General features: G+C 39.6%; 28 protein-coding genes and 2 riboswitches. Of the genes, 20 read left to right on the top strand and 8 right to left on the bottom strand.

The features are described 5' to 3' along the window. The first annotated feature begins 23 nt into the window (after nt 1–23). From MM817_RS10930 to MM817_RS10945, 4 genes are read left to right on the top strand one after another with little or no spacing between them, the layout of a single operon-like run. Entirely contained in the window at nt 24–1,367 is a 1,344-nt protein-coding gene (locus MM817_RS10930) for a dihydrolipoamide acetyltransferase family protein (RefSeq protein ID WP_241714864.1), read from the top strand. A 32-nt stretch (nt 1,368–1,399) separates the two neighbouring features. After that, nucleotides 1,400–2,326 carry a lipoyl synthase gene (gene lipA, locus MM817_RS10935; protein WP_241714866.1) on the top strand — a complete coding sequence of 309 codons (927 nt, stop codon included), beginning with the start codon at nt 1,400–1,402 and terminating at the stop codon, nt 2,324–2,326. A gap of 5 nt (nt 2,327–2,331) precedes the next feature. Beyond that, nucleotides 2,332–2,646 (top strand): DUF1806 family protein, encoded by a 315-nt coding sequence (locus tag MM817_RS10940; protein WP_241714868.1) that lies wholly within the window; start codon nt 2,332–2,334, stop codon nt 2,644–2,646. Nucleotides 2,647–2,695: 49 nt separating this feature from the next. Further along, nucleotides 2,696–3,403: a PIG-L family deacetylase gene (locus tag MM817_RS10945; protein ID WP_241714870.1), complete on the top strand. Its 708-nt coding sequence runs from the start codon at nt 2,696–2,698 to the stop codon at nt 3,401–3,403. On the opposite strand, the gene MM817_RS10950 is transcribed toward MM817_RS10945, so the two are convergent. From MM817_RS10950 to MM817_RS10975, 6 genes are all read right to left on the bottom strand, one after another. Continuing rightward, nucleotides 3,357–4,340, bottom strand: a complete 984-nt coding sequence (locus tag MM817_RS10950; protein WP_241714873.1) for an ABC transporter ATP-binding protein — start codon at nt 4,338–4,340, stop codon at nt 3,357–3,359. The genes MM817_RS10945 and MM817_RS10950 overlap by 47 nt on opposite strands. A 153-nt stretch (nt 4,341–4,493) precedes the next feature. Further along, entirely contained in the window at nt 4,494–5,093 is a 600-nt protein-coding gene (locus MM817_RS10955; RefSeq protein ID WP_241714875.1) for a hypothetical protein, read from the bottom strand. Nucleotides 5,094–5,189: 96 nt separating this feature from the next. After that, nucleotides 5,190–6,074: a metal ABC transporter permease gene (locus MM817_RS10960; RefSeq protein ID WP_241714877.1), complete on the bottom strand. Its 885-nt coding sequence runs from the start codon at nt 6,072–6,074 to the stop codon at nt 5,190–5,192. A gap of 1 nt (nt 6,075) precedes the next feature. Further along, on the bottom strand, nt 6,076–6,969 hold the full coding sequence (locus MM817_RS10965) for a metal ABC transporter permease (RefSeq protein ID WP_241714879.1): 894 nt from the start codon (nt 6,967–6,969) through the stop codon (nt 6,076–6,078). 4 nt (nt 6,970–6,973) lie between these two features. Then, on the bottom strand, nt 6,974–7,780 hold the full coding sequence (locus MM817_RS10970; protein ID WP_241714880.1) for a metal ABC transporter ATP-binding protein: 807 nt from the start codon (nt 7,778–7,780) through the stop codon (nt 6,974–6,976). A gap of 5 nt (nt 7,781–7,785) precedes the next feature. Then, nucleotides 7,786–8,751 (bottom strand): metal ABC transporter solute-binding protein, Zn/Mn family, encoded by a 966-nt coding sequence (locus MM817_RS10975; RefSeq protein ID WP_241714882.1) that lies wholly within the window; start codon nt 8,749–8,751, stop codon nt 7,786–7,788. 161 nt (nt 8,752–8,912) lie between these two features. Between MM817_RS10975 and trhA the strand changes: the two genes are divergently transcribed. The 14 genes from trhA to MM817_RS11045 all read left to right on the top strand — a co-directional run bounded on the left by trhA (nt 8,913) and on the right by MM817_RS11045 (nt 21,306). After that, nucleotides 8,913–9,560 carry a PAQR family membrane homeostasis protein TrhA gene (gene trhA / locus MM817_RS10980; RefSeq protein ID WP_241715184.1) on the top strand — a complete coding sequence of 216 codons (648 nt, stop codon included), beginning with the start codon at nt 8,913–8,915 and terminating at the stop codon, nt 9,558–9,560. Between the two features lie 391 nt (nt 9,561–9,951). Next, a complete protein-coding gene (locus tag MM817_RS10985; protein WP_241714884.1) occupies nt 9,952–10,383 on the top strand; it encodes a hypothetical protein in 432 nt (143 codons plus the stop codon). A gap of 107 nt (nt 10,384–10,490) precedes the next feature. Next, the gene (locus tag MM817_RS10990) at nt 10,491–10,697 is read left to right on the top strand and encodes a copper ion binding protein (protein WP_241714886.1); all 207 of its coding nucleotides are present in this window, start codon (nt 10,491–10,493) and stop codon (nt 10,695–10,697) included. A 131-nt stretch (nt 10,698–10,828) separates the two neighbouring features. Continuing rightward, nucleotides 10,829–11,080, top strand: a complete 252-nt coding sequence (locus MM817_RS10995) for an AbrB/MazE/SpoVT family DNA-binding domain-containing protein (protein ID WP_241714888.1) — start codon at nt 10,829–10,831, stop codon at nt 11,078–11,080. A gap of 207 nt (nt 11,081–11,287) precedes the next feature. Beyond that, nucleotides 11,288–11,704, top strand: a complete 417-nt coding sequence (locus MM817_RS11000) for a MerR family transcriptional regulator (protein ID WP_241714898.1) — start codon at nt 11,288–11,290, stop codon at nt 11,702–11,704. 32 nt (nt 11,705–11,736) lie between these two features. After that, on the top strand, nt 11,737–12,528 hold the full coding sequence (locus MM817_RS11005; protein WP_241714900.1) for an enoyl-CoA hydratase-related protein: 792 nt from the start codon (nt 11,737–11,739) through the stop codon (nt 12,526–12,528). Nucleotides 12,529–12,574: 46 nt separating this feature from the next. Beyond that, nucleotides 12,575–13,429: a 3-hydroxyacyl-CoA dehydrogenase family protein gene (locus MM817_RS11010; protein WP_241714902.1), complete on the top strand. Its 855-nt coding sequence runs from the start codon at nt 12,575–12,577 to the stop codon at nt 13,427–13,429. A gap of 122 nt (nt 13,430–13,551) precedes the next feature. After that, on the top strand, nt 13,552–15,072 hold the full coding sequence (locus MM817_RS11015) for a class I adenylate-forming enzyme family protein (RefSeq protein ID WP_241714904.1): 1,521 nt from the start codon (nt 13,552–13,554) through the stop codon (nt 15,070–15,072). 144 nt (nt 15,073–15,216) lie between these two features. Next, a complete protein-coding gene (locus MM817_RS11020; protein ID WP_241714905.1) occupies nt 15,217–15,465 on the top strand; it encodes a hypothetical protein in 249 nt (82 codons plus the stop codon). 16 nt (nt 15,466–15,481) lie between these two features. Beyond that, nucleotides 15,482–15,865 (top strand): nuclear transport factor 2 family protein, encoded by a 384-nt coding sequence (locus MM817_RS11025; protein WP_241714907.1) that lies wholly within the window; start codon nt 15,482–15,484, stop codon nt 15,863–15,865. Between the two features lie 54 nt (nt 15,866–15,919). Next, a complete protein-coding gene (locus tag MM817_RS11030) occupies nt 15,920–17,146 on the top strand; it encodes an MFS transporter (protein ID WP_241714909.1) in 1,227 nt (408 codons plus the stop codon). A 109-nt stretch (nt 17,147–17,255) separates the two neighbouring features. Continuing rightward, entirely contained in the window at nt 17,256–19,106 is a 1,851-nt protein-coding gene (locus tag MM817_RS11035; protein ID WP_241714911.1) for an ABC transporter ATP-binding protein, read from the top strand. 159 nt (nt 19,107–19,265) lie between these two features. Continuing rightward, the gene (locus MM817_RS11040; RefSeq protein ID WP_241714913.1) at nt 19,266–19,997 is read left to right on the top strand and encodes an ArsR/SmtB family transcription factor; all 732 of its coding nucleotides are present in this window, start codon (nt 19,266–19,268) and stop codon (nt 19,995–19,997) included. After that, on the top strand, nt 19,975–21,306 hold the full coding sequence (locus tag MM817_RS11045) for an MFS transporter (protein WP_241714915.1): 1,332 nt from the start codon (nt 19,975–19,977) through the stop codon (nt 21,304–21,306). Before MM817_RS11040 ends, MM817_RS11045 begins: the two co-directional genes overlap by 23 nt. Before the next feature lie 56 nt (nt 21,307–21,362). Here the strand turns inward: MM817_RS11045 and MM817_RS11050 are convergent, their stop codons facing one another. Beyond that, the gene (locus MM817_RS11050) at nt 21,363–21,581 is read right to left on the bottom strand and encodes a hypothetical protein (protein ID WP_241714917.1); all 219 of its coding nucleotides are present in this window, start codon (nt 21,579–21,581) and stop codon (nt 21,363–21,365) included. Between MM817_RS11050 and MM817_RS17410 the strand changes: the two genes are divergently transcribed. Beyond that, complete coding sequence (locus MM817_RS17410) at nt 21,571–21,795, top strand: substrate-binding domain-containing protein (protein ID WP_419723387.1); 225 nt, start codon at nt 21,571–21,573, stop codon at nt 21,793–21,795. The genes MM817_RS11050 and MM817_RS17410 overlap by 11 nt on opposite strands. 91 nt (nt 21,796–21,886) lie before the next feature. Here MM817_RS17410 and MM817_RS11055 read toward each other — a convergent pair whose 3' ends face one another. Then, entirely contained in the window at nt 21,887–22,444 is a 558-nt protein-coding gene (locus MM817_RS11055) for a hypothetical protein (RefSeq protein ID WP_241714919.1), read from the bottom strand. 182 nt (nt 22,445–22,626) lie between these two features. Continuing rightward, a riboswitch (cyclic di-GMP riboswitch) is annotated at nt 22,627–22,711 on the top strand. A 47-nt stretch (nt 22,712–22,758) separates the two neighbouring features. On the opposite strand from MM817_RS11055, the gene MM817_RS11060 reads away from it, so the two are divergent. After that, nucleotides 22,759–23,676 carry a hypothetical protein gene (locus tag MM817_RS11060; RefSeq protein WP_241714921.1) on the top strand — a complete coding sequence of 306 codons (918 nt, stop codon included), beginning with the start codon at nt 22,759–22,761 and terminating at the stop codon, nt 23,674–23,676. Nucleotides 23,677–23,914: 238 nt separating this feature from the next. Then, nucleotides 23,915–23,999: riboswitch (cyclic di-GMP riboswitch) on the top strand. The last annotated feature ends 136 nt before the right edge of the window (nt 24,000–24,135 follow it).

Genomic DNA, 24,135 nt, shown 5'->3' on the forward strand with positions numbered 1-24,135 from the left:
ACCAAAGGAGGTTCATCGAACACATGGCCGACGTAAAAATGCCCAAACTTGGCGAGAGCGTCACAGAAGGAACACTTGGAAAGTGGTTAAAACAGGTCGGGGATAGTGTCTATAAGTACGAACCGCTTGTTGAAGTGGTTACAGACAAAGTAAATGCAGAAATTCCATCTGATTTTGAAGGTGTTTTAACTGCTATTCTCGTTCAAGAGAATGAGACGGTGCAGGTAGGAACACGAATAGCTACGATTGAGGAAGCAGTGAGTTCCAATAGTGCATCAGAGACGGTTGCATCAGAACGTGTTGCGCAATCTGAAAATATGGAGAGCGTAGCGCCATCGGCATCTACAACTAGCGCTAATGGTACCAATACAACATTTACGAATGGAGTAGGTAGACGTTCTGAATCGAGTGATGCACCACGTTATTCGCCAGCAGTACTAAAGATCGCCCAAGAACGAGGGATTGATCTTGATAAAATAATCGGTACTGGAATGGAAGGACGCGTTACACGTAAGGACGTTTTAGCTTATGTGCCAACTGCGACACCATCTCTTGTAGCTTCCGCTTCTGCCACTCAGGGTCCAACAACAGATCATATACAACCATCGATAAAACAAAATGAGCAACCAGTACAATCTCTTGTTCAGACGTCTGCACAGTCTCCTACCAATGAAGAGTGGGTACCTGTGACAGCGATGCGTAAAACAATTGCTTCTCGCATGGTGCAAAGTAAGCACCAAGCACCACATGCATGGATGATGATAGAAGTAGATGTGACGCCACTTGTCCGTTTGCGCGAGCGGCATAAAGCAGAGTTCAAACAACGCGAGGGCGTGGATTTGACATACCTTCCGTTCTTCATAAAATCCGCTGTAGAAGCCATTAAGGAATTTCCTGTCATCAACTCTACATGGGCTGAAGATAAAATTATTATTAAAAAAGATGTTCATATCTCCATTGCAGTAGCTACGGATCAAGCACTTGTAGTTCCAGTTATTCATCATGCGGATCGTCTCAATATTCTTGGGATTGCAAGCTCAGTAGCAGATTTAGCACGACGTGCACGTGCCGGAAAATTGACGCTAGCAGATGTTCAAGATGGTACTTTTACAGTCAATAACACAGGTGCATTTGGCTCGATTCTTTCGCAGCCAATTATTAATGCTCCTCAAGCTGCTATTTTATCAGTTGAATCCATTGTTAGGCGTCCTGTTGTTCGCGATGATGATAGTATTGCTATTCGTTCAATGGTAAACTTGTGTTTAAGCTTAGATCATCGCATACTTGATGGATGGGTAGCAGGACAATTTCTACGCACGATCAAAAAGCACCTTGAAGGATTGAATGAGTCAACTAGTCTGTACTAAAGATGCTTGGACTAGAGAGAGAAGGATCGCAGATGACACAATCTGATCTCCAAATAAATGAAATACAAAACAGTGAGCAGCGACCACTTCGTCGTCCCGAGTGGCTTAAAGTTCAATTAAAAACAAGTGGTGATTTTAAAGAATTAAAAAATATCATGCGTCAGGGTAAGCTTCATACTGTATGTGAAGAAGCAAAATGTCCCAACATTTATGAGTGTTGGTTCCATCGCACAGCGACTTTTATGATTCTTGGCGATATATGCACGCGTGCATGTCGATTTTGTGCTGTCAATTCTGGTAAACCAACGGAACTTGATCTGGAAGAGCCAAAGCGTCTTGCAGAGGCAGTCGTGCAGATGGGGTTACGCCATGTCGTAATCACTTCAGTTGCAAGGGACGATTTACAAGATGGTGGAGCTGCTATATTTGCAGCATGCATTAAAGAAGTACGTAAAGCCAGTCCTGATTGTGCAGTTGAAGTATTGATACCGGATTTCATGGGTAATCGCGATGCGCTACAAGCAGTTATGGATGCACGTCCAGATATTTTAAATCATAATATTGAAACCGTAGAACGATTATCCGATCGTGTGCGCTCGAAAGCAAAATATGCAAGGACACTCGAGTTACTCGAACGTGCGTTAGCGATGCAACCGACTGTGCCAACCAAATCAAGTATTATGCTTGGTGTGGGTGAGACATGGGATGAAATTTTGGCCACACTCGACGATCTACGTAAAGTAGGTGTATCAATCGTTACGATTGGTCAGTATCTTCAACCTACGCGAAAACACTTACGTGTGGAAAAATATTACACTCCAGAGGAATTTGCCGAGTTAAAACAAGAGGGACTAAGACGCGGTTTTAAACATGTCGAGTCTGGACCACTTGTTCGCAGCTCATATCATGCGCATGAACAGGCGAGTGATGTCATGGGTAAAACATCAGAGGCCAGGTGAATCAGGTGATACAAAATATTGATCCTGCAGAATTACAAGAGGCGCTCACACGATGGGGTGGACAACTTGTATATGTGCATCTAGAAGTGAACCCTGGCGCATACTGGAGAAATGGTAAGGCCGTACTTGATGCGGCCTTTGTTCGCGGTTCAGGTACTTTTCGTGTATTTCTCCAATTAGATGGTGAACAAGGTTTGATTCAAGTGGATCAACTAACACATATGCAACTGACTGATGATCAGGTTATTTGCATTGGGTATGATCAGCAAAGTCGTTTATCTAGGACACTAGAGGTGAGCCTTACACCATTTAAAATGTAGCCATTCTACGTACTATACATATATAACGACAGACGATAGGGGAATGAACATGGGCAGGTTACTTGCTGTATTTGCACATCCTGATGATGAAACCTTTATTTGTGCGGGAACTCTTGCAAAGTATGCGAGTGCTGGACATCAAGTGACCTTAGTCTGTGCAACACTTGGGGAAATGGGACGACGCATGGGCATACCAGCGATCACAACACGGGAAAGTCTAGGTAACTTGCGCCATTTAGAATTAATGGCAGCATGCGAGGCGCTGGGTATTGATGACTTACGTTTACTTGGAATGAGAGATAAAACACTTGAAATTTATCCACGTAAACGGCTTGCAGAGCGTGTCCTTGCTGAAATAGAACGGGTTGAACCTGACGCGATTATTACTTTTCATGAAGAGCTCGGTGGACACCCAGATCATTGCACCATAGGTGGTGCCACGACAGATGCTTTTATGGCATATATAGATAAACAGGGACATCATAAGCTTGGTTTTACGACATCTTTATATTTTGTAGCATGGAAAGCTATGTTTGAACGAGCAAATGAGGATCCACTGTCTGAGCAGCGTTATATTGCAATAAACGTACTGCCGTATGCTAAAGCAAAACTTGCTGCTTTTCGTGCTCACCGCACACAATCACAATTGCACCAATGGCTGTGGAAAACGGATCGACAAGCCATTGCCAATCTAGAACAGGTTGAATACTTTATTGCACACGATCCAACACAAACTGTGGAGGATGAATTACTGTAATAACCACTGCTTGTCCCACATTAACACTTTGTGTAGGCGCTAGAGTCGCAGTAATACTCGCTGTATGCTGTATTAGCGACACAACGATTCTGCGTTTACCACCGTGAAGAGATAGGCTTAGCACATGTCCATCTAAACAAATTCCTTGTGAAGGAAAGCTACCTAAAACGACATGATCTGGATGAACGGCAATATGATTTGAAGGTGAATTTCCATTCTTTATATGTAAAAATTGATCATATCCAAGTAGTTGAGCAACTCGTGGTGAGCTTGGGTGATCCATTAATTCCGCAGGAGTTCCTATTTGTAGTACATGCCCTCTATCCATAATACCAATTTGATCACACATTTTTTGTGCTTCGTCTAACTGATGCGTAACCAGTAATGTAGTACATTTTACTTCATGCTGAATGGTAAGGATCACATCTTGCAGTTCACTGCGTGCTTCAAAGTCAAGTGCAGATAGAGGTTCATCAAGTAGCAATAGTTTAGGCCGACGTGCAAGTGCACGTGCTAAGGCCACTCGTTGTGCAAGACCTCCAGATAAAACAGCAGGTCGAGCTAAAAGATAGGGTCGTAAAGATAAGCGATCGATTAATTCTTCATGCCATTTTGTGGGTTTTGATTGTACACTAAAAAAGATATTTTGAAAGACCGTTAAATGTGGAAATAAATTAGCGGTTTGCTCCACATATCCTATCTGTCGCTCCCATGGTGGGAGATGGTTAGGAGTTTTAGAAAAGGTGTCCATGTAGATCTGATCTTCTAGTGTAATGATGCCTTTAGCCTCTGTTTCAAAACCTGCCATAGCATTAAGAATGCTTGATTTACCTGCAGCAGATGGTCCAAACAAACCATAGATCCCACCTAGAGGAAGTCGTAAATGTACTTCTATAGTAAAGGAACTTCTCTGCAGCTCTATGTCTATTTGTAGCAAATAGGTCCATCCTTTCGGTTACGATTTACATGTAAGTTGTCAAGTGAGTGTGATATACACCATGCCTGTGCAATAGTGGCATGGTGTATATCACACGATAAATGGTAGCACGCGATTTCTGTATTGTCGAATATGAAGTAGAACATAAGCTGGCTAATTAAAATAGTGTGGACCTGATCCAGGCTTGCGCATGTTCTGTGTAGGATGATGTAGTTGTTGACGATTTTGCTGCATTGGTCGCAAAGCTTGAGGATACCGCATATGAGGCTGACGTGAAGATTGCATTCCATAAGTCATCGGATGTTGCTGTTGTGCGCCATATGGGTTACGTGGATATGGCTCATGGGGTGGCATCATGCCATAAGGATTCATTTGCTGATTTTGCATTCCATTTGGACGTGTAGGTTGCATTTGACGAGTGGGTTGATTCGGGATTTTATTTTTTTGTAATGAATTTTGTGCTTTCCCTTGAAAGTTTTCAAGACCTGATCGTGCCTTTTCAAAGAAAGAAAATAGCCCTTTTTTAGTGCTTGTTTCTTCATCTGGTTGCGTGTTTTGTTGTTGTCTTGTTTGTGGCCCATTGGGTCCAAATGACGGGAAGGGTTGCATTTCCATTGGAGCGTATGGATCCATCCATTGATTGGGCATCATTTGTCTTTGTACATGATGTTGTGCATTAGCGTTACTATCCTGTTCTGCATCTTCATCGGTGGAAGTGGGGCTAAGAAACCCTTTTATTATGTCCATAATCATCACAGTATTTCCCCTCTCACATGCATATAGTAATACATGCGAGAGACGGAGACTTTGCAATGGACACATGTCAGGACAGACATCTACTTTCTATAGCTATTGAAGCTCATCCATATAGGATGTACTGCTCTTACTCGCAAAAAGATGGGCATCTTTATGCTTTCTAAGAGAGTAAGAAAACCGTGCCATACCATAGCATATCGTAGAAAACGATGCCACAAAAAAGCCGACGGGCCATCCGGTATCATACGCGATCAAAAGAGCAAGCCACACGGTGAGAAGAGCAAAAGCTATGGACACAGCAATATTGCGAATAGGGTGATGAGTGATATAGCCCGCGGCTGCCGCTGGAGCAATCATTAAACTAAAGGTTAAAAGGGCTCCAACAATAGGAACGGTGATGGCTGTTGCAAGACCAACAATGATAAGAAAGAGCATGTCTAACTGGTTTACATGAATTCCACGTGCACGAGCAACGTTTCCCGATATCGAAGAAAATAGCAAAGGGCGAAACATGAACAGAAGAGATATGACAACAAGAAAGCCTATCCAACCGGTGAAAGCAACTTCAGCATTATTGACACCCAAAATTTCACCAAATAAAAGTGAAAAGATTTCTGGTGCATACACGTTATTTAGATCAAGAAATAAAGAACCTAAGCCAAGTAAAAAAACAAGTATCAAGGCTGTAACCACACCATGGCTTCCTTTACGACCAAGCCAACCAATGCTCATCGCACCACCAACTGTAAAGAGGATTAGTCCAAGTTCTGTGTTTTGATTGAGTAATGCTGTACCCGCTGCACCTGCAAAACCTCCTTTTGGTAGTGCATGTGCAACAAAAGCAGTGCCCCGTAATACTACAAAAAATCCCACGAATCCTGCAATGATAGCCACGATAGTTGCCCCAAGCCAAGCATTGATCATATAGCTTTGCGTAAACATTCCAGGTGCAAAAATGAACTGTAATACATTGCTCATATCAAGAAGACTCCTTAGCTATCATGTCTTTTTTTCTAATGTTTTTAGCTGTATATAACTGTGCTAGCATATAAAAAACAAGAATGAGGCTTGCGACAAAAAAACTAACAGGCCATCCTCGACCAACAGGGGGAAAATAGTAGCTGTCGTAAGCAAGTAAAATTCCTCCCCAAGTAACAGTTAATCCGATGAATACAGACAATACTATCGCATGACTAATGCTTGAAGTCAGTCGAATTGCAGTGGCAGCTGGACCTATCAATAATGCTGTGCTAAGAAGTGCTCCGATAACAATCGCGGATTGTTCGACAGTCATGGCAAGAGCACTCATAAATAACATGCTAAGCAAGCGGACATTTACTCCTCTAGACCGTGCTAGATCAGGATGAATAGAGCTTAAAATAAGAGGACGATAAAGAAATAACACAACAAGTAAAGTAATGATTCCAAGAATTACAATAATGGGAATCATGCGCGCATCGACAAGAAAAATCGAACCAAACAAAATAGTAATAGGCGCACCAGAAATATTTTTTTCAGTGGTTGTGAAATAAAGAAAAAGTGCACCGATACCAAGCATAAAAGAAAGGATAATACCTGTAGCTACATCACGTTCGCGCGGGCGCTTTCCTAGTAAATCCATTCCCGCTCCGCCTAATATACCAACACTTAGAAATCCCCATAAGGCGTTCACTCCTATTAGAAAAGCGCCTGAAGCGCCTGTCGCTCCAAAGTCAGCTAGTGCATGACCTGCAAAAGATTGTCCACGAATGACCGCAAATACACCTACAACACCTGAAATGACTGCGACGACAGTCCCTAGTACGAGCGCATTAAAAACTTCTGAACTTTGGAAAAATCCTGGTGCAAAAATGACGTTAAGTAATGTTCTCACCGTGCTATACCTCCGTGTGAATAGCATCTTCCTTACCACCTACGATAAGGATTCGATCCAAAATGGTAAGAACCTCAACTTCATAACCATATAACTGACTGAGCACATCTTTTCGTATCACTTCATCTACTGTACCAATCGCCGTTTTACCATTGGCGACATAGATAATTTTATCCATAACGCCAAGAAGTGGGTTCATATCATGTGCGACAAACAGAACAGCAATACCGCGACTTTTCGCTACATGTGAGACTAACTGAACGACTTCATGAGTACTGCGAATATCTAAGCTCGATAAAGGTTCATCGAGAAGCAAGATACGTGGATTCGTCAATAGAGCTTGAGCGATCAATAGTCGTTGTTGTTCTCCTAATGAAAGTTTACCGACAGGTGAATCTGCAAAGCTATACGCACCCACTGCATGTAAAATTTCATCGACAACCTGTCGTTTTTCACGACTAGGTAGCGGAAATCCGAAACGAGTGCCATCGATACCAAGTGCAACGAGATCCCGAGCTCTAAGTGGTGTGTCAGGATCAAGATGAATTCTTTGCGGAACATATCCAATTTGCTTTGAAGAATGACTCATTAATTGCCCATTGACGTGTATTGTGCCTTCATTTGGCTTTAAGAGGCCAAGAATGACATGTAATAAAGTGGTTTTTCCTGCTCCATTGGCTCCAATAAGACCGATAAATTCTCCGGCATGAATGGAAAATTCAATCTGATCGAGCACAGTGCGATGACCGTATTGTACTTTAATATTAGATAGTGAGAGAACTTCAGCATGATGATCTATTGGACTCGTCATAGACCTCATGATAGTGTTTGTGTAGATGTATGATATTGAAGGGCTTTTTGTAAATCAATGACTTCGTCTTGCATCCACGACTGATAAGAGTAATTAGGTGGCATCGTTTCATACACTCCAACAACCGGTATATGATGTTGTTTGGCAATTTGAAGCAAGGATGTAGTAAGTGAATCTACTACTTGTTGATTATATAAAAATACATCAACCTGATGATTTGAAAGAAGTTGTTCCTCAGTATTAACATCTTGGGGAGAGGGATCTATTCCGTTCATAATAGCTGCTTGAAATGACCAAGGTGTTTTATTAGCCATTCCCGCTGCTTCTAACATATAGTCGCAAACAGGTTCTGTTGTCGCTACTGGAGCATTCTTGAACTCTTTTTGTACATGTTCTAACTCTCTATCGTAAGGTTGTAATGAGGCATCGAATATAGCGACATTGTGATTAAAGTAGGCTTTATGGGCAGGCAAAAGTGCAGATAAATCATCAGCAATGAGTTGCGCTACGCGTGGCATAGTGCTTGGTGCGTACCACAGATGTGGATTCGGTGTTGAATTAGAGTACCCAAGACTGGTTTGAACTTCAATAATTTTGCGATGAGGATTTCCGGATGCCGATTCTAATTTATTCATGAAATCATCATAACCAAGGCCATTTTGTACAATTAAATTTGCATGAGCAATCATAGATGATGTTTGCGGACTAGCTTCGTATTCATGAGGATCAGTATTGGGATCGCTCATAATGGCTGAAACAGAAAGATACTTCCCACCAATTTGTTGCATAACGTTCGCATATTCATTTTCTGCTCCCACTCCAAGAAGGACACCATGTTGGGTCGTACCCACTGAACCACTAGATGGGTTTACTGGCGCTGCCATATTTGATCCACAGCCTGTTAGACTAAGTAAGGAGAGACCTCCCATAATACTAATAACCCCAATAGTTTTCTTTTTATGTTGTAGCACGTTGATCCCTCACTTTTACCTATATATGAATCTGAATGAATTATATCGAAATAATTACGTTTTGTATATAGTAATAAATACGATTATTTGAGTGGTAGGCAAAGCGGAGTATAAAGGATATACTAAATCTTGAATGAAAATGTAGTGCTAATGGAGGAATTATCGCGAGAACACATGTATTTACGCGAAAACAGGAACTTGGAAATGCAGTAAGCCATGGTTTGGGTATTGCATTTAGTGTAGTTGCCTTACTGATGCTCATTTACTCCACTGTTGTACAAGGCAATATGTTACACATTGTCAGCGGCATTATTTTTGGAGCAACAATGCTCCTGTTATATAGTTGCTCGACACTTTTACACAGTCTTCCACCTGGTCGAGCTAAAGATGTCTTTGAAGTATTAGATCATTCAGCTATTTACTTGTTTATTGCGGGTAGTTACACTCCCCTCTTGCTTATTATTGTAGGAGGGCGAGAATCGTGGATCCTGCTTAGTATCATATGGATTATTGCCATCGGCGGTATTGTTTTTAAAGCTTTTTTTGTAAAGGAATATATGCTTTTATCTACGATTGGGTATATTTTATTGGGGTGGATGGCAGTATTTATGATTCATCCTATGTTACTAAAATTACCCCTCCCTGGTTTGATTTTATTAGTTGCTGGAGGATTATTCTACACAATCGGTACTGTTTTTTATATTTGGAGGAAGTTTACTTATCATCACACTGTTTGGCACTTATTTGTATTGGCCGGCAGCATTTGTCATTTTATTCTCATTTATAAATACGTATTGACGATTGAGTAAGATGTGAAATGTTGTCGAATTTCAAGATGTCATCACTCCAAATGTGAAGATTTTATAAAAAGTAATTGAAACGATTGGTTCGTCATCATAGTAACATGATTTCATGATACACTCTGCTAAACATGTAACTACAAATGAATGGAGGTAATCTCATGAATGATGAAAAAGCGATGCGTTTTATGTGGCGAGCATTTACGCTATTTTCTGTGTTTGCAAGTATGATTATGGTGATTGCAGCGCATTAATAGATAAGTGCCGTGATGTTTATGTCCTATGCATGATTTTTTTGCATAGATATGGTTCATGATCTAAAGAATTTGTCCATGATAAAAGTGTTTGCACACATGGTATTGTGTGCAAGGTCATTTTGCATAGTGGGAGAGTGTATTCTTTGTTATTCATGACCAGTCTCTTGGGGACGATTGTTGGGTTACTCGTATTTTATCAGTTATTATCAGAAATGATTGATCATATTGGATTAGAATTAAAGATGAGGCTGGTCATGGGGAATAGTATGGCTTTCGCATTTACTTTATCTATGTTCCTCAACATGGTGACAGGAAGTAAATGGATTAGCGTTAGCGTAACCCTCATCGTAATCAGTATTGCAGCTTATTTGTTATATAAACCAAATAAGCTGATTGATATGATAGAAGTAGTATTATCAGCGATTATGAGCGCTGCAATGGGGGTTATGTTGTTAGGAATGGTCAATATGGTTGCAGTGTTCATGATTCAAGTAGCTCTTTTAGTTGTTGAATGTTTGATGCTGCTGATGGCAAGTGGTGTTTTACGAGAAAAATCATCCATCTCTCGCGATTAAAAGAGATATTTCTACGCGCTTCCTATACCTAAGGGGGGTATGGTATAATAAAAGAGGATGATATGTTGCTCTTAAACATAGCAGATTGATAAGGAGTTGGCACATCGATGAAGGTAGAAACGTTAAAAGTTAAAGGAATGACATGCAATCACTGTAAACATGCTGTTGAAACTGCATTAGTCGATATTGACGGCATTTCAAAAGCAACTGTTGAGCTTGATAAAGGTCAAGTAGTTGTAGAATTTAAAAAAGATGTGAGTAAAGACGTGCTTCGGGCTGCCATTGATGATGCAGGTTATGAACTGATTGAATAGAGTAATAAACGATTTACTATAGACATGACCAAACACACTTGTCGTTATAGTCTTTCGAGAAGTGTGTTTGGTGTTCACGTAAACAACGTTTCATGGTATGATAGTTAAAATAGGTTTGAGAGGGTGTATCTGTGAAAATTACTGGTATGAGTCGACCATTAGACGCGCTAGGACGTGTTGTGATACCGAAAGAATTGCGTAAAACATTAGGTCTAGAACCGGGTGATCCGATCGAAGTGTTTTATGATGAGATAGGACAAGTTATTTTACGTAAATTTCACATTCATTGCGAATTTTGTGGAAGCGATGACCTTCTCATGGATCTACACGGGAAAAAAGTTTGTAAATCATGTGCAGAAAGTATTGTAAGCCAAGATCAATAGTTTTTTGCTATAGGTGTAACGATCATAGCTTACAATCATAGAAGTAGTGCACATGGAATAGAAATAAACGCATGCTCGATAGTTAGTGATTGTCGGGTATGCGTTTTTTTTGTTTTTATGAGTGATATCAGCAGATGATCAAAAAGTACATAATTGACGATAGTGTTATTTATCTGTATAATCAAAATAAACATAAGGATGTTGAACATGAACAAATCAAATGTAGAAGATGGAGAGAATCAACGATTATTAGGCATCTCTGATTTAATAGAAATGCTAGGAATTAGTGCGAGAACGATTCGATATTATGAAGAGCTTGGATTTATTCATCCGTATCGCACGGCAGGCAACCATCGCATCTATCATCGTAAAGATTATGCTCGCTTGCGGATGATTTTGCGAGGTAGAATGTTAGGGTTTTCATTGGATGAAATGAAAGAATTATTTCAATTATATGATGCAGATCCTAGTGAAAAAGAACAACTGAAACGTGGTATCGAGCTTGCAAAAAAACATCTTGAAGATATTCACAGCCGTATGTCAGAGATGCGAATATTGGAGACAGATTTGACTGCTGCATTAGAAGATGCTCAGAAACGGTTAAAGCAATTACAAGTGGAGTAAGTAAAAGGTGATTAGAGGGAGGGAGTATTGAAGTGAATCCAGATCCAAAAGTATTATATCAAGAAGATGGGGCTATTGCGCTCATCACGATCAATAGACCACAAGTACATAACTGTATTGATGGTGAAACGGCAGATGAGCTCTATCAGGCATTTTCCCGTTTTCGCGATAATCCTGCCATGAATGTGGCCATTTTAACTGGAAGTGGATCGTCTTTTAGTTCTGGTGCAGATTTAAAAGCAATTGATACCCTTGGTCCAATAGATATATATGATCATCCAGACTTCATATATGACGGATCAGGATATTTAGGATTTACGCGCCTTACAAATATTTTTAAACCAACGATTGCTGCAGTGCACGGATACTGTTATGCAGGTGGTCTTGAGATGGCAGCTTGGTGTGATATTCGAATTGCTAGTTATGATGCAACATTTGGGTGTCTTGAGCGTCGATACAATGTTCCGTTAGTGGATGGGGGAACACAGCGTTTGCCGCGTATTGTCGGATGGGGGCGCGGCATGGATCTCATCCTCACAGGGAGAGAAATCAATTCACAAACTGCATTAGAATGGGGACTTGTCACAGAGCTTGTCGAACGAGATCAATTGCTATCTCGTGCTCGTGATCTCGCTTCACAAATAGCAGCGTACCCGCAGGGGGCTCTTCGCACAGATAAGCAAGCGGCTGTTAGAGGATGGGGTCTTTCAATAGAAGAAGGTTTGCGCATTGAGACTCAATTAGGCATGACACAGGTGCGTAGTACTGAGATTCGTGACGGAGTAAAACGTTTCAAAAATCGTAAAACTTCAGAGTTAGACTAATATAGATATTTGAATCAGAAGTACAATCCATCTCGGAGGTTACTATATGTTGAGTCAAGAAAAAACGATTGGGGTTTTAGGTGCAGGACTCATGGGACATGGAATAACTCTTCTTGCCGCAAAGGCTGGTTATAAAACAACCATGGTAGATCAAAGTGAAGAAATAGTAGAAAAAGCTATGCAAATCATCAAAAAAAATTTGCGGCATGAAGTAAATTCCAATAAAATAACAGAAACAATCGCTGAGAATATCAGTAACTGTATCACACTATCTTCACAAGTTGAAGATTTGCAATTCTGTGATGTGGTGATAGAGGCTATTCCGGAAGTTCTAACATTAAAAAAAGATGCGTTCTCCTTGCTGGATAAAATATGCAAGCCATCAACAATTCTTGCCACGAATACGAGTCAATTGAGCATTTCTGAAATTGCATCAGCAACACAACGTGTAAACCAAGTAATTGGTATGCATTTTTTTTACCCAGCACAAATCATGCAACTTGTAGAGATACCACTTGGTGAGCATACTTCGCAAGAGACACGAGATTCGATTGTAAACATAGCTAAAAATATGGGTAAAAGTCCTATTGTTTGCAAGGACTCACCTGGATTTATAGTGAATCGTTTACTTGCAGGGATGATGGTAGAGGCTACTCGCATGTATGATGAGCAAGTTGCTAGTATAGAAGATATCGATCGTGCTATCAAGTTAGGATTAGGTCATCCTATGGGGCCTTATGAATTATTTGATTTTAGCGGGATTGATACTATGGTGCGGGCTGCAGATGGTTTACGCGATGCGCTGGGTGAACGTTTCTTGCTAGGAACTGGGATTCGAAGCAAAATGCGTGCAGGGGATCTGGGACGAAAAACCGGTAAGGGATTTTATACATATGAGTAAGGAGGTGAAGCGCGCAAGATTCATTAGCTTTTATGATCTCTTGCGCGTGACAGATGAATCTATTTTCTTATGAGGGGAAACAAAAAACTAGATACTGTGCCAATATTATAAGTAGTATGAAGATGCATGTAGCTAAAAACCCAACGATGGAGGCAATCGTTTGTGAAAATAGAAGTGAAACTTGGGAGCAGATGTGGGAGCGTACAAACCGTTTAGGACATGCCTTACATAACCTTGGTATACAAAAATCAGATCGTGTCGGTGTAATGCTCGAAAATTGTGTTGAGTTCGTAGAGAGCTTTGTAGCATTAATGAAATTGGGAGTGATCATTACACCTATCAATATACACTTAGGAACAGAAGAATTAGCCTATCAATTAAACCACGCAGAGGTACGCTGTGTAATTACAAATAGCAATCATGCAGAAAAATTAATGATGATCCGAATGCAAGTACCAAGTGTTTCTTTTATTATGATTGTTGGAACAGAAAAACTTGATCATACATTACTTTATGAGGATCTTATAGATCAAGCTGACTCAAATGAGCTAGAAACACTAGTCTTTCCTGAAGATATTCATATGATTATGTATACTTCTGGAACAACTGGTCGACCCAAAGGAGCTATTCGTGGTTATGATGAGAATTACCACACGGGCATAGCAGCTGCCATAGAATGGGGGTTACATGTAGGTGATCGCTATTTAGCGGTAACACCGCTTTATCATGCAGCGTCGTGTGCATGGTTACTGACTACATTTATTACAGGTGGAACAGTTATTATTTTACCGAAATTTACACCAACAGATTTCCTGGAAGCGATTGCAAGTCGCGATGTGACTTGGTCGATGATGGTGCCAGTGATGTATGATCGGTTACTTATGCTTACAGACGAAGAGTTGTTACGCTATCAGTTAAAAAATTTGCGACTCTTTGTCTCAGGAGGAGCACCATTACATACAATTACAAAAATCAAATTAAAAAAATGGCTACCAGCCATTTCATTGTATGAATTTTATGGAAGTACAGAACTTGGCATATCCACTGTATTACGCGATGAGGATCAATTACGTAAAGAACGATGTGTGGGTAAAGCACTTCAAGATGTAGAATTACGTCTTTTAGATCCATCTGGTAATCAAATTCAAAATGGAGAATTAGGTATTCTTTACTCTCGAGGTTTATGTGGGTTTCGTGGTTATTGGAGAGATGATCAAGCTACAAAAGATGCTTTTACAGATGAAGAATGGGCTACAGTTGGCGATATAGCTCGTCAAGATAATGAAGGTTACTTTTACATAGTAGATAGAGCAAAGGATTTGGTGATTACGGGGGGTGTAAACGTCTATCCAACAGAAGTTGAAAGTGTAATCATGGATATCAGCGAAATTGCAGATGTAGCAGTAATTGGTGTCCCTGATCCCAAGTGGGGGGAGTCACTGAAAGCGATCGTTGTTGTAAAAGCAGGATACGAGTTAACAGAACAAGACATTATTTCATACTGTAAAAATCATCTGGCTGGATTCAAAGTGCCCAAATCTGTAGATTTTGTTTTACAAATACCACGGACTCCCACCGGTAAGATCTTAAAAAGGGAATTAAGAAAACCATATTGGGGAGATACAACTATACAGATATCATAAAGTATGGATTAAATTTTAATGACTCCTGTAGCTTAAACCTTAACTAGGTGACTAAACGTCTTGTACAATGCTACTAACTCGCGTATGTTTTACAGTGAGTAGGTATCACTATATGTTTGGTGATGTGCTAAGGAGGAAATCTGTATGTGGGCAAGAAGAATTTTTCGCATTGCTAGTATTTGTGCTTTTATCTCTTCAATTATATTACCGTTTGCCTCCGTTTTCTTTATTATCATCTCAGCTTCATCTCTTGTTAGCATGACTCGAAACAAACAAGGATTACAAAGTAGTGATCGCATTTTTATGTGGATTACCATGGGTGCATCTTTATTTTTTTTGCTTGCTGCTATGGGAATACCAATACCAGGGACAATCAATATTAGTAAATCTTGATTTGGAGGTACTACATATGAAACGGAATTCTCATTTAAGTCTTATACAGTCAAATAAAGAGCAGAATATCCGCAGGTATTATCAAGCAGTGGATGCACATGATCTAGATACGATCTATTCGTTGTTTTCTGATGATATCGTCTATGAACGTGCTGGGTCACCTGTAATTGCTGGAATTATTGAATTTAAAAAATTTTACGAATCAGAACGTCAAATTTTGATCGGTCAACACACGTTGTTGGATGTGATCGCAGATGATCACGGGGTGGCTGTACGTGGAATATTTAATGGGCAATTAAAGAATGGAAGGAATGTAAGCACGAAATTTTCTGATATATTTATCATGTCTGGGGACAAGGTGCAACAAAGATATACTTTTTTTGATGGAACAGAAGTATAAAAATTCCTGCTAAAAGTTCAATAATATTAATATAGGAAGGAATTGAAAGACGCGGTGGAAACTAAACGTGATTTAGAAGCTTCCCGCAATGGGATTAAGGCGTTAATTAGTATTGGCTTAGCATGGGCATTTGATGCTATGGACTTCTCTATTCTTACTTTTGTACTCGTAGATATTATGAAAGACTACCATGTTCCTTTAACATTGGCTGCAGGCGTTGCATCAGCAACAACTTTTGCGCGTTTGGGAGGTGGATTTTTTGGGGGCCTCCTTGGCGATTATTGGGGTCGTAAAGCCAGTCTAGTTTTATCAATATTTTGGTTTGCGGTTTTCGAATTTTTAACTGGATTTTCGATTGATTTTACTCTATTGTATGTCGTTCGAATTTTTTACGGTATTGGTATGGGCGCAATGTATGCAAATGGAACGCCTATGTTAATGGAATTAATGCCTACAAAATGGCGAGGGATTGCATCTGGTATCATGCAGTCTGGTTTCTCATTTGGTTTTATTTTTGCAGCTCTTATTTATCGCAATTGGTATGGGTTTCTCGGATGGCACGGCTTATTCTATGTAGCGTGTATTCCAGCGGTTTTAGTCGCCATTTATATTTGGTGGCAGCTTCCAGAATCTACTCGTTGGAAAAATGAAAGGGCAGAGCAAACAAGCAAAAAAGTACCTATTTCACAACTATTTAATCAAGGCCATACATGGAGTACAATTCATGCAGCTATTATTTCTGTACTTGCATTTTCAGTTACATATCCTATTAATGTTTTTTATGCTACATTATTAACGAAAAATGGTCATTTTGATACCGCAGTAGTAGCAGATACCATTATTTTATTAAACGTAGCAGGCATTATTGGTAACGTAATAGGTGGCTATGTTTCTGATTTGATTGGACGTAAATGGGTCATTGTGATTTCAGGAATTGCTACACTTTTTTGTTCATTTTTATTTTTAGATATTACAAATGATACATTGCGTATTGTGTTTACTTTTCTCATAGGTTTATTTTCTATCGGGGGAGTATGGGCGGCAATTCCTACTTATATTGCAGAACACTTTCGTACAAGTGTTCGATCAACTGGTCAAGGAACTACTTATCATTTTGGAGCGGCACTTGGGGGAGCCATTGTACCATTAATAGTTTCCTCCGTAGCTCCTTATGTAGGTGGATTAGCTTGGTCTATGACTTATTCAGTAGCTATAGCATCTGTTTTAATTAGTGTATTTGCACTACTTTACAAAGAGACAAAAGGTATGGAGTTAGAATGATGGTTACGAATGATTTTTAAAAATTATCTACTCCCCCCTCAGTAGAACGTAAGTCATTAGTCTTAACATACATGTGTTATGTCAATGAATTGAGGGGGAGCGCGCATATATGGGAATGCATGTAGGTGGAGGTCTAGGTCCAATGTCCGGCAATGGATCTGGTGGTGGACATAACCGATCTAAAATGCATGAACTTGCAAAGAACGAACATTTAGATTGGGCTATTGTTCGAAGAGCTCTATTTGCACTAACACCTTATCGATTACAAGCTGTATTTGTTTCTCTACTTTTATTGGCAATTGCCGCAGGTAGTGTTCTTCCTGCTTGGCTCACAGAACAAATGATTGATGTTGGCATTGCTCACGCCAATGTGCACTTGCTAATTTTATATACACTCATGCTTATATTGACAACAGTTGTAACAGGACTGCTTGGTGTATGGCAAACTTGGTTATCTAATGTTATAGCTCAAGATGTCATGGCAGATTATCGACTTATGCTTTTCAATCATATTCAACGCCAATCAATCAGTTTTTTTTCAACTCGACAATCAGGAGATCTAGTTTCGAGAGTGATGAACGATGTCACTGCAATTCAAAATGTAATTACAACAACACTTGTTGGCTTAGTCAGCAATGTGCTCGTTATAACTGCCACGTTATTACTCATGTTTAGTATGAATTGGCAAATGGCTGTGTTGTCGCTCGTTGTTGTTCCTGCATTTGTTTTCCCAACACAACGAGTAGGTCGGTTACGACAAAACATACAAGGCAATATTCAGCATAAATTATCACAATTAACCATTCAACTAACCGAACAATTTGGTGTGAGTGGTGCGTTATTGACTCGTATTTTTACCAGGGAACAAGCAGAAGCTACACGCTTTCATCAAACAAGCCAAGAATTACGTGATTTACAAGTGAGAAGAATCTTAGTTGGACGTTGGTTATTTATGTGGCTAGGGATGTTTTCAGCCATCGGACCTGCTTTATTGTTTGGATACGGGGGATGGCTTGTCATTCACCACCTCATTGCACTAGGAACAGTTGTTGCATTTACAACACTTTTAGGTCGATTATATAATCCACTGAGTCAATTGGCACAACTGCATGTGAGCATACTTTCCTCTATTGCCCTCTATCGCCGCATTTTTGGATTGCTTGATATTGAACCTGAAATTCACGATGGATCCAATCAATTGAATCCTGCATTTATTTCCGGAAAAATCGAATTGCATGGTGTGTCACATCGATATTCTACTCAAACTGAAACAGGACTTCTTGTATTAAAAAATATTGATTTTACTGTAGACCCTGGACAAATGGTCGCGCTAGTTGGACCTAGTGGTGCAGGAAAAACAACGATTTTAAACCTCATCTCTCGTTTTTATGATCCATTATGTGGTGAAGTGATGATTGATGGGATAGATATTCGAGAATTCACACTGACATCGCTACGAGCACACATGGGACTTGTGCCTCAAGATCCTTTTTTCTTTCATGATACCATTCATGAAAATTTATTAATTGCTAAGCCAAATGCCACGCGTGCGGAAATGATTACCGCATGTATGGCGGCTCAGATTCACGAGACTATTGATAACTTACCTGAGGGATATGATACGGTTGTTGGTGAACGTGGATATCGACTTTCTGGTGGTGAAAGGCAACGCTTAGCGATTGCACGTGTGCTTTTACGAGAACCCAAAATTGTGCTTTTAGATGAAGCGACTAGCGCACTGGATACTCTTGTGGAGCGAAAAATCCAGACAGCACTTTTGGAGCTATTGCGTGGAAGAACATCGATTGTCATTGCACATCGTCTTTCAACAGTGCTCTCAGCTAACTATATTATCGTAATTGATGAAGGAACTATTGTTGCACAAGGGACACATGCCGCACTACTTGAAAATAGCTTGCTGTATCGCTCACTTTACGAAGCGCAATTTGCAAACACCTGATGTGTACATTTTTATATCTATGAAATCATGATAACGATCGCTTTTTCGCTTTGTAGTTGTTATTTCATTCATGTGGGTATAGTATATAATTATGTTTAAATTTATTTGAACGTTTATTTAAATTATAACATCGATAGATGTTTAATAGGAGAATAGCATATGAAACGATATTTTATTATTGAAACTCTTGAACAATTAAAAGCAATTAGTGATCCTCTTCGTATTCGATTGCTAACAATGTTAATTTCTCAAGCGGCAACAGGAAAACAATTAGGTGATCAACTTCAAATTGCAGCATCTAAAATTCATTATCACCTGCATGAGTTAGAAGACAATGGATTTATAAAAGTGGAGTATACGGAAGAGAAAAATGGAATTATACAAAAATTTTATCGCGCTATTGCAATTGATTACGAAGTGAGTGAAGAATTACTTCCTTCGATTCAGTTTGATCCATCTCTGATACAAGAAGTCATGGCTAATCAACTGAGAATTGCACTTTCTAGAGTATATGAGACGAGTGAGCAATTTTTTTCTATAGATCCATCTGGTAATCATGTAAACGATCAACCCCTGATCCATGGTATATGGGAAATTAATGCCAAAAAGGAAGACTTACTTGCATGGCATAAAAAATATATGTCGGTTATGCATGAGCTGAGTCTTCTGGATAGTCAAAATGAAATACAAAATGGCGATAGGAGAGATGAGAACACCGGTACAGAAAAGTGTTTCTTCATGACATCTGTTGGGTTTTTATCAGATGTACCGCAGATTCCTGTAGATAATGCTAGTGCAGAACAAGCTGATACACAACATGTGCATCATACGAAAGATGACACGACTATAATACTGGAGGCTACACCGAGTGATTCAAGAGACGAGTCATGATGCTGTTGAAGTATTACATAAACGATTTTATCTGTTTAAGGATAAAAACTTTTTGAGTCTTATGTTTGGAACGTGGTTCTCTACAATTGGTGATGGCGCCTATTTCATCATCTTGGGGTGGTATGTTTTAAATATAACAGGTTCTGAAGTGGCTTTGGGTACGACTTTGACTGCAGCATCTATCCCTCGCATCATATTTATGCTAGTCGGTGGTGCACTGGCTGATCGTATCGATCGCAAACGGATCTTGATGATGTCATTGTTTATACGAGCTGTACTCCTTATTCTCTTTGCGTTTTTAATCGTAGGTGTACATCGAAAACCAGAACTTTGGCTGATCGATTGGATCGCTGTGTCTTTTGGTATAATTGATGCGTTTTTCTACCCTGCAAGTAGTTCGATTGTACCGAGTGCTGTTCCTACACAAGTATTTGAAAAAGCAAATAGTCTCATTCAGACGGTACAACAACTGAGCACTGTGCTAGGTCCATTACTTGCTGCCGGACTCTTATTGTTCCTGGATTATCAGATGATGTTTGTTGGAATCTCAATGATCTATCTACTTAGCACTACATTACTTTCTTTTTTAAAACTACGTAGATATGTAGACCATGTATCTTCATTAGAAAATCAAATAATAGAGTCACCTTCATCTATGTGGTCAGAAATTAGAGAGGGCACACTCTTTGTTTGGTCTTCACGTATTCTTGCCACACTCATGTTGATCTCACTGATGATTAACTTGTTATTTATGGGACCGATCAATATTGGTATCCCCATATTGATCAAAAGTTTTGGGTGGTCTGGAGGTACGTATGGTCTGTACGAATCAGGTTTTGGCTTGGGAGCTGTTTTGGGTGGCTTACTTGTTGTTATGATGAAAGGTTTTCGCGGGAAGTTCATTTGGTTAGCTGGGTTAGGTGCATTCATGGGAAGTGCGATGGCTGGAATTGGGTTTGTTTATGCACCGTGGGGTGGGATTTTGCTTATGATTTTGATGGGTATAGCCATTGCTATCGTAAATATCCCATTGATCAACTATATTCAAACAATCGTACCAGCAAATAAATTGGGACGTACGATGTCAGTATTGACTCTCATGTCAATGGGGCTTGTTCCGGTTAGCTATACGGTATCTTCTTTTATCATAGAAGCAAAATGGATAAATGTAAGAGAGTTGTTGTTGGGTAGCGGAATACTTATCACTCTCTTATTTTGCTCACTCTATCTAATTCGTGATTTTCGGAATATGGAAGAACACCCTGTTTGGAAAAATAAATATCTTCAAAACGATGTAGAATCGTCCTGAACCAACAGGGCTCAGGACGATTCTACATGTAAAGCGAAGATCAACAGAGGTGCTTTTCAACTATTTACGGTAATTGTTCCTGCTGTAGAATTCCAATAATAATTAGTCGAATAGCCTCCGCTAAATACACCTAGTTGTACTGAGTATGTGCCAGGTGTACTAGGTGCAATCCATTGATATGTTTCTGTAATTGATTGACCTGGTGCAAGACTCGTTTGAAAGGATTGCTGACCAACTTTTGCATTGTCTGCATTATGCACCTCCATGTCAAGCATACCGTTATTTAAATATCCTAATGCGGAGGTATTTGTAAATGTAGCATCTTCTCAAAATCCCCCATTAACGACAGTTAAACAGGACATGGAAGTGATGGGGGAGCGAGCGGCAGAAGAGTTGTTACATATGATTAAAGATAAAACCTATGCTCCACAAGTTATTATAGTAGATACTACCTTGATTAAAAGGGGAACATGTACATCACCTAACTAATTTGCGATTTACACACAAAAAAAGTTGAGAATCCCCCCATAAAATGAAGATAACCTTCGAATATATGATATTGTGAAAGCAATTTTTCTTTTTAGACGAAAGAGCTTGAAGTTATATGGAAACTAGTAATCACTTGTGACATGGTTTTGTGGTCTGTAGTGGGCAGAAAGATTTCCACATACCCATATCCTGTATTATTAGTCGTCAAGGCAAGAATTCCGGCACCTGTATAAGGGTCTATGTTAGAAGCAACTAAAGCAAACGTCACAGCATGTTTGTCTCGTAATCTATGAATATGTGTTAGATTCTGACTGGGCAGTAAATTTATTAGCCACTCAGGATGCTGTTGCATATGAGTAATGCAACCTACACAATCAGATTCAACAATAATTTCTCTTTCAAGCGGGTGTTTTGGATTGATAAAAGTAGTGCCAATCCAGTCACCGTAACCGCCCATTTCTGTCTTTACCCATGTTTTGGGGACATCTACTGCGATTGGACCAAGTTGGTAGGAGGAGAATTCTTCATCAAGGGTTTGAGTAATTCTGTGCTCTGTATTTGTGAGTGTCCAATCTGGGTAAACCTGTCCTAGCATCGCTTGAACTACAAGTTGAACACTTGTTAATAAAAGAGCAAAACCGATGGGCATTTCACTACACCTACATTTCTACTTAAAGTGAATTAACTTAGTAATAGGTACATATTCCTTGTAAAACAAAAATAGACTCACTATTTGATAGAAAGTAGTGAGAATCTTAGATCGGAAAGGAGTGAAAAAAATGAATAGACAAATCTATCATATTTTGATAAGTATATTTTAAATAACAAGCATCACGATAATGGCACACCTGATGAAAATCAGGGCCGCAAAGTTCCAGACCTAAAGTCGCAAGACTATGGTGGCTGAACCGCCGAAAGAGCTTGTTTTATATTGGTTTCAAAAGATAAAAGGGGGATTTTAAAATGAAAAAACCGCAAAAAGCTACGTTTGCATTTATGGCATTAACGATGACTGGATTACTGATGAGTCCTATTGCCGCATTTGCTGATTCACATGGTCAACATGGAAATCAAGATAATCATGGACACTTCTCAACCTCTTTCTCATTTTCAAAATCTGATGATCAGAATCAAGATCAAATGTCTGAAACAACTGCATTGCAGATGGTGACAAACTATGAGGCTCAAGTGGCTACAGCTAAACAGCAATATGACACAGCGTTGTCTCAGGCAAAAGCTGCATTGGCTAGTGGTTCATTAACGTCGTCAACCACCACAAGTGATGATCAAAGTACAGATAGTTCTAGCACTACAAGTATGTCGCAAGGAGATGTCAGCATAATTGCTGCATTGCAAAGTTTAATTACATCTATGCAAAATGGGGCCTCTCCATCCCAAGTGTTAAAGGCATTAGATCACATTTCGCATGATGCAAAAAAAATGAAAAATGATCAAAAAGATTATCAAGATCAGTCGCACCATTTATCCGCTATGATATGGTTCAGTGAAAAAGCAACTTTTCGTGCAGGTGAACAGTATGGACAAATGGAGCAATTCATTTCTTCTTTCTCGCAATTAAATGTGAACTTACCTATCCCTAGTCACGCATTTAGTCATTTATTAGATGGTCGCCTTCACCAATTCAAGCAAAAAGCACAACATTATATTGATACGCTGGATCATTGGACACAAAAATTAAACGAAGCAGATCAAACTTCAACATCTACAAGCAGTACTTCAACAGATAGCGGGACATCTACAGCTAGTACTACAAGCGCAGCAGGTTCTACTGGTACTAGTGATACAACGGGAACGTCAAGTACATCAGGCACAGCAACTGTCACAGTAACAGGAAGTTCAAGTGCAAATACAAACTCCTAATTATTTGCTGAATTGATCATTGTAATCTTTACTCTCATACGAGGTAAAAGAATTTGTTGAGAAGGTCTCACAAAATCTTTTACCTCGTATTTTTGTTGGATCTCTAGGCTTACTTCCATAAATATGTCGAAAAACCTTGAAATATGTCGAATAACGAATTAAAATATATGTATTGGAGAGTGCTAGATAAGCATTCACATTGACTACTTCTTAAATATCACTGAATATATAAAATGATTGTGTCTCAAGGCAAACCAGTGGAAACACTGGGACGCAAAGCTACGGGTCTACGGGTATAAACCTATGATCGCCGGGTTGCCACTTACACTTTTATCGTGCAAAGGCGACTCTCTTATTAATAGAGATCGCCTTTTTCGATACTATTTAATTGGTACGATAGCAAGGTATAAAAGGGGGTGCAAAGTAAGTTTAGATATCATTAATCGTCAAACTGAGTAG

Source organism: Sulfoacidibacillus ferrooxidans (assembly GCF_022606465.1).
Classification (GTDB): domain Bacteria; phylum Bacillota; class Bacilli; order Alicyclobacillales; family SLC66; genus Sulfoacidibacillus; species Sulfoacidibacillus ferrooxidans.